This window comes from Streptomyces sp. E2N166, assembly GCF_003671715.1.
GTDB classification, from domain to species: Bacteria; Actinomycetota; Actinomycetes; order Streptomycetales; family Streptomycetaceae; genus Streptomyces; species Streptomyces thinghirensis.
Genome location: NZ_RAIF01000006.1, coordinates 845513 through 850859 on the forward strand (window position 1 = coordinate 845513; position 5347 = coordinate 850859).

Below are 5347 nucleotides of genomic sequence, written 5' to 3' on the forward strand. Positions count from 1 at the left end.
GGCCGGCGGTGAGCGAGCGGGCGCGGGCGGCGGCGTCGGCCCGGCCGTGGCGTCGGGACCAGCGGTCCAGTTCCCGGGCGGCGCCCGCCAGCGCGGAGGCCGCGTTGCCCCACAGCAGCCCGGTCGCGACGCGGTACCGGGCGTGCAGGACCGCCGTCAGTGGTGCCAGGTGGCCGTCGAGCACGACCTCCGCGATCGTGCCGGCGTCGCCCGGCAGGGGCCGCACCTCGGCGAGCCACAGGTCGTCGGGGGCGCCGGCGTCGGGGTCCCAGCGCAGCAGGTGCGGAGCGAGGTCGGGGACGCCGCCGTAGAGGACGGCGCATCCGAGCGTCAACGACCACAGGCGGGCCGCCAGCCCCTGATGGGCCACGGATGCGGCGACGCGGGTCTCGGGGGCGCGGAGTGCGGCGGCGACCTTCCGGACGCGGAAGGCGAGCGGGTCGTCCCGAGCCGGTACGTGAACGTCCGGCGTCGCCGCTTCGTATACCGGTGCGTAGGCATGTGCGAGGGTGGGGAGGGGCCGGGGCGGCGACGGCCGCGAGGCACGCAGGACGAAGAAACCGCCGAGCGGGCGGAGTGCGGTGAGGCCGGGGTCGAAGTCCACGTCGGAGTCCACGGAGAGCAGTAGTATCAAGGCCCCTAGGGGCGTGGGTAAGGGGTCCGGTCCCCCGGTCGCCCACCCTGGGGAGGACGGCACCGCCGTCGTACTCCATCGGCAGTAGGACTCAATGAGTGCTCAGGGACGACGACGGGAAGACCCTGAGACGGCATCGTGTTGTCCATGGAAGACGACCGTTCGCCGCGCCGGGCCCAGGGCCCCCGCCTCACGCAGAGGAGCAGCCGATGAGCGCCCTCGCGTTGTCCGTGCTGCTGTCGCTCGTCTCCGCCGTGGCGTACGCGGGCGGAGCGATCGTGCAGGAGCGGGTCGCGGCGTCCTCACCGGGTGCTCAGTACGCTCCACTGCGCCGGCCCGGCTGGTGGGCGGCGGTCGGACTCAACGGCCTCGGCGGCCTGCTGCACGTGGTGGCACTCGCCCTCGGCCCGCTGAGCCTGGTGCAGCCGCTGGGCGCGCTCACCATCGTGTTCGCGCTGCCCATGGCGGCGCTGTTCGTGGGCCGCAAGGCCGGCGCGACGGCATGGCGGGGCGCGCTCATGGCGACGGTCGGTCTCGCGGGGCTGCTGTCCCTGGTCGGCGCGTCCGACGCGCAGTCGCTGGACACGGGGCAGCGGATCGGGGCGGCCGTCGTCACCGGCGCTGTGGTCGTGGCGCTGATGATCGCCGGCCGGGCCGCGCACCGGCACCCGGCGGTCCGCAGCATCCTGCTGGCGACCGCGTCCGGCATAGCCTTCGGTATGTCCTCGGTCTTCACCAAGACGGTCGCGGTCGACTGGTCCGGCGGGATGTCGGCCGCCGACCTGCCCTCCCTGGCCCTGATCGGTGTGCTCGCCACGGCGGGCCTGCTGCTGTCGCAGGCCTCCTACCGGGGAGCCGGTCTCGCGGCCCCACTGGCCACGCTGACGGTCGTGAACCCGGTGGTGGCCGCGGTGGTCGGCATCACGATGTTCGGCGAAACCTTCCGCTACGGGACGACGGGCACCGCTCTGGCCCTGAGCTGCGGTGTGGTGGCCGCGGGTGGGCTGATCCTGCTGACGACGGAGCGGATCGCGCGGGAGTCCGCCGAGGAGGTCGCGGCCGTCCCGGCGGCGACCGAGTCCGCCGGGTCCGCGGCGGTGCCGGTCGAGGAGACGCTGGTCCGGGAGGCCGGGGAGGTTCAGGAGCATCGGGACGCCCGGGAGATCCGGGACGGAGACGGGACGCTGGTCGCCCCGCTGCCCGACCGGGTCTTCCTGCCCTCCCCGGTGTCACCGGCGGCTCCCGACAGCGTTCCCGCCGAGGAGAGGTACGAGGACAGGTACGGGGACAGTTACAGGGACCGGGAACCGGCGGAGAGCGACGACACGCCGCTCTCCTACGGCCCCTTCTACGGCGGTCCGTTCGTCCCGCCGCCCGTTCTCAGCCGGAACCGGGTGCGGATCAGATCCTGACGCCGCCGGCCCGCAGGTACGCCACCGGGTCGACGTCCGAACCGAAGCCGGGCCCCGTCCGCACCTCGAAGTGCAGATGCGGGCCCGTGCTGTTGCCCGTGGAGCCCGAGCGGCCGATGCGCTGGCCGGCGCCGACCGACTGACCGTCCTTCACCGAGATCGCCGAGAGGTGCGCGTACTGGGAGTAGCGGCCGTCGCTGTGCCGTACGACCACCTCGTACCCGTAGGAGCCACCCCAGCCCGCGCTGACGACCCGGCCCTCCGCGACCGACTTGACCGAGGTGCCGGTGGGCACGGGGAAGTCGACGCCGGTGTGATAGCCCTTCGACCAGGAAGAGCCCGCCTGGTGGTACGGCGTGCCGGGGGAGGCGTCGACGGGCGCGACGACGCCTTGGCGGGTGGTGGCCTTGTCGGCCTTGCCCGCCGCCTTGTCGGCCCTGTCCGCCTTCTCCTTCTCGCCCTGCCCGCCCTGCTTCCCCTTGCCGCTCTCCGGGGCCGACTTCTTCGGCTGCTTCTGCTTCTGCTTGTGTTCGGGCTTCTGCTTCTGTTTCTGCTGTGACTCGGTCGCCGTCGCCTCGCCGCGCACTGCCAGGCGCTGGCCCGGCAGGATCAGGTCGGGGTCCGTTCCGATCGCGTCGCGGTTGGCTTCGTACAGCCCCCGCCAGCCGCCCCGGACCTGCTGGGTGTCGGCGATACCGGACAGGGTGTCGCCGGTGACCACCGTGTACATCCTGGCCTTGCCGGCCCGGGACTGCGGGGTGATCTGGGGCTGGACGTCCTTCACCGAGTCGGACTTCCCGGCGGACCTCTCGGTGGACTTCTTGGCGGTCCGTTCCGGACTCTTCCCGGTTCCCGCGCCCCCGGCCGGGCGGATGTCCGGGGCGTCACCGCCACGGGACAGGCCGGCGCGCTCCGAGCACACCGGCCAGGCGCCGGGGCCCTGCCCGTCGAGCACCTTCTCGGCGATGGCGATCTGCTGGTCCCTGGTGGCCAGGTCCGCACGCGGGGCGTACTCGGTGCCGCCGAACGCCTCCCAGGTGGACTGGGTGAACTGCAACCCGCCGTAGTAGCCGTTGCCGGTGTTGATGTCCCAGTCGCTGGTGGATTCGCAGGCGGCGACCTTGTCCCAGGTCTCCACGTCGGCCGCCTGCGCCGTGCCGGTACCCATGAGCGGGAGCGCCAGTCCCGCGCCACCCGCGGTGACGGTCAGTGACGCCCGGTTGATCCTGTTCGGCTGATACCGGCGGTGCCGACCGCGTACGGCCATGGAGGTCCCCCTCGACATTGCGTCAGGAGTGGCAAAAGTAAGCGCCGCTAACAGGCCATGACAAGACGGCAATCGGCCGGTTGGTCACGCCAAGTGGCCAGGAACGGTTGGCCGTTGGCCGGATGCGTCGACCGCACGCTGAGGCACCGGGACCGTCCCGTGCGTACTGAAGTCCGCCGGACCAGAAAGTGCGACCCGAGTACCGGCACGTCAGGATGGTCGAACGGGCGGACCGGCAATACTGGCGGGCACCACGGCACCACGGCAGGGCACCACGGCAGGGCACCACGGCAGGGCACCACGGACACAGGGCACCACAGACAGACATCAAGGTCACTAGGAGCCAACCCAATGAGCACTACAGCGCAGATCGGCGTCACGGGTCTCGCGGTCATGGGCCGCAACCTCGCCCGCAACTTCGCCCGCAACGGCTACACGGTCGCGGTGCACAACCGGACGGCGTCCCGCACGCACGCGCTGGTGGAGGAGTTCGGAAGCGAGGGCGACTTCGTCGCGACCGAGACCGCCAAGGAGTTCGTGGCGGCGCTGGAACGGCCCCGGCGCCTGGTGATCATGGTGAAGGCCGGTGACCCGACCGATGCGGTGATCCAGGAGTTCGCCCCGCTGCTGGAGCCCGGCGACATGATCATCGACGGGGGCAACGCCCACTTCGCGGACAGCCGCCGCCGGGAACGCGAACTGCGCGAACAGGGCATCCACTTCGTCGGCACCGGCATCTCGGGCGGCGAGGAGGGGGCGCTGAACGGCCCCAGCATCATGCCGGGCGGCTCGAAGGAGTCGTACGACGCGCTCGGCCCGATGCTGGAGAAGATCTCCGCGAAGGCGGCGGACGGGGCGCCCTGCGTGACGCACGTCGGCCCCGACGGCGCCGGGCACTTCGTGAAGATGGTCCACAACGGCATCGAGTACGCCGACATGCAGCTGATCGGCGAGGCGTACCAGCTGCTGCGCGATGTCGCCGGGTACTCCCCCGCGCAGATCGCCGACATCTTCCGCACCTGGAACACCGGTCGCCTGGACTCCTACCTGATCGAGATCACCGCCGAGGTGCTGTCGCACGTGGACGCGGCGACGGGCAGGCCGTTCGTCGACGTGGTGGTCGACCAGGCGGAGCAGAAGGGCACGGGCCGCTGGACCGTGCAGATCGCGCTGGACCTGGGCGTGCCGGTGTCCGGCATCGCGGAGGCCGTCTTCGCCCGGTCGCTGTCCGGGCACGCGGCGCTGCGGGAGGCCTCGCGCGGGCTGGCGGGGCCGAAGGCGTCGGCGCTCGGCGAGTCGGAGGCGGCCGCCTTCGCCGACCGCGTCGAGCAGGCGCTGTACGCGTCGAAGATCGTGTCGTACACGCAGGGCTTCCACGAGATCGCGGCGGGCAGCGAGGAGTACGGCTGGGACATCGACCTGGGCGCGGTCTCCGCGATCTGGCGCGGCGGCTGCATCATCCGTGCGGCCTTCCTGGACCGCATCCGCGCCGCCTACGACGCCAGGGCCGATCTGCCGAGCCTGCTGTCGGACGAGACGTTCGCGCGGGAGATCGCCGACGCGCAGGACGACTGGCGCGAGGTCCTGGTCTCCGCGACCCGGCAGGGCGTGCCGACGCCCGGCTTCGCCGCGGCCCTGGCCTACTACGACGCCCTGCGCGCCGAGCGGCTGCCGGCCGCACTGACGCAGGGGCAGCGGGACTTCTTCGGGGCGCACACGTACCGGCGGTCCGACCGGGACGGCGCGTTCCACACGCTGTGGGGCGGGGACCGGTCGGAGGTCACCGCGTAGTCGTACGTGACGCTTGGTGGGAGGGGCGGCGGGCGAGGACGGTGGGCGACGGCCCGGTGCGGTCCGCCACCCGGCACCTCCGCCGCCCGTCGCCCACCGCCCGCGCCCGCCGACCCCAGAGCCCTCGTGTCCGCGGGCGTGGCCTGTGGCTCAGGTGAGCGGTGGGCCCGGCTCCGGGCTGGGCACCGGCTCCGGTCCCGGCGGGATCGGCGACGGGGAGGGCTCGGGTGGGCCCGGGGGCGG

Annotated in this window: 4 protein-coding genes; 2 read left to right on the forward strand and 2 right to left on the reverse strand. The window is 72.8% G+C overall.

Features of this window, described 5'->3' with window-relative positions:
- Window positions 1-604, reverse strand: a 604-nt coding sequence (locus EBH09_RS04345; protein WP_121746235.1) for an IucA/IucC family C-terminal-domain containing protein, incomplete at its 3' end; no start/stop codon positions are given.
- A gap of 239 nt (window positions 605-843) precedes the next feature.
- Here EBH09_RS04345 and EBH09_RS04355 point away from each other — a divergent pair.
- On the forward strand, window positions 844-2046 hold the full coding sequence (locus tag EBH09_RS04355) for a DMT family transporter (protein WP_121745651.1): 1203 nt from the start codon (window positions 844-846) through the stop codon (window positions 2044-2046).
- Here the strand turns inward: EBH09_RS04355 and EBH09_RS04360 are convergent.
- Complete coding sequence (locus EBH09_RS04360) at window positions 2036-3313, reverse strand: transglycosylase family protein (protein ID WP_121745652.1); 1278 nt, start codon at window positions 3311-3313, stop codon at window positions 2036-2038. The genes EBH09_RS04355 and EBH09_RS04360 overlap by 11 nt on opposite strands.
- Window positions 3314-3664: 351 nt before the next feature.
- Between EBH09_RS04360 and gndA the strand changes: the two genes are divergently transcribed.
- A complete protein-coding gene (gene gndA, locus EBH09_RS04365; protein ID WP_121745653.1) occupies window positions 3665-5104 on the forward strand; it encodes an NADP-dependent phosphogluconate dehydrogenase in 1440 nt (479 codons plus the stop codon).
- Window positions 5105-5347 lie beyond the last annotated feature (243 nt).

Bases quoted from the DNA above. Each gene is read 5' to 3' on its own strand.
- EBH09_RS04355 (WP_121745651.1), top strand. From the start codon at position 844: ATGAGCGCCCTCGCGTTGTCCGTGCTGCTGTCGCTCGTCTCCGCCGTG.
- EBH09_RS04360 (WP_121745652.1), bottom strand. From the start codon at position 3,313: ATGGCCGTACGCGGTCGGCACCGCCGGTATCAGCCGAACAGGATCAAC.
- gndA (WP_121745653.1), top strand. From the start codon at position 3,665: ATGAGCACTACAGCGCAGATCGGCGTCACGGGTCTCGCGGTCATGGGC.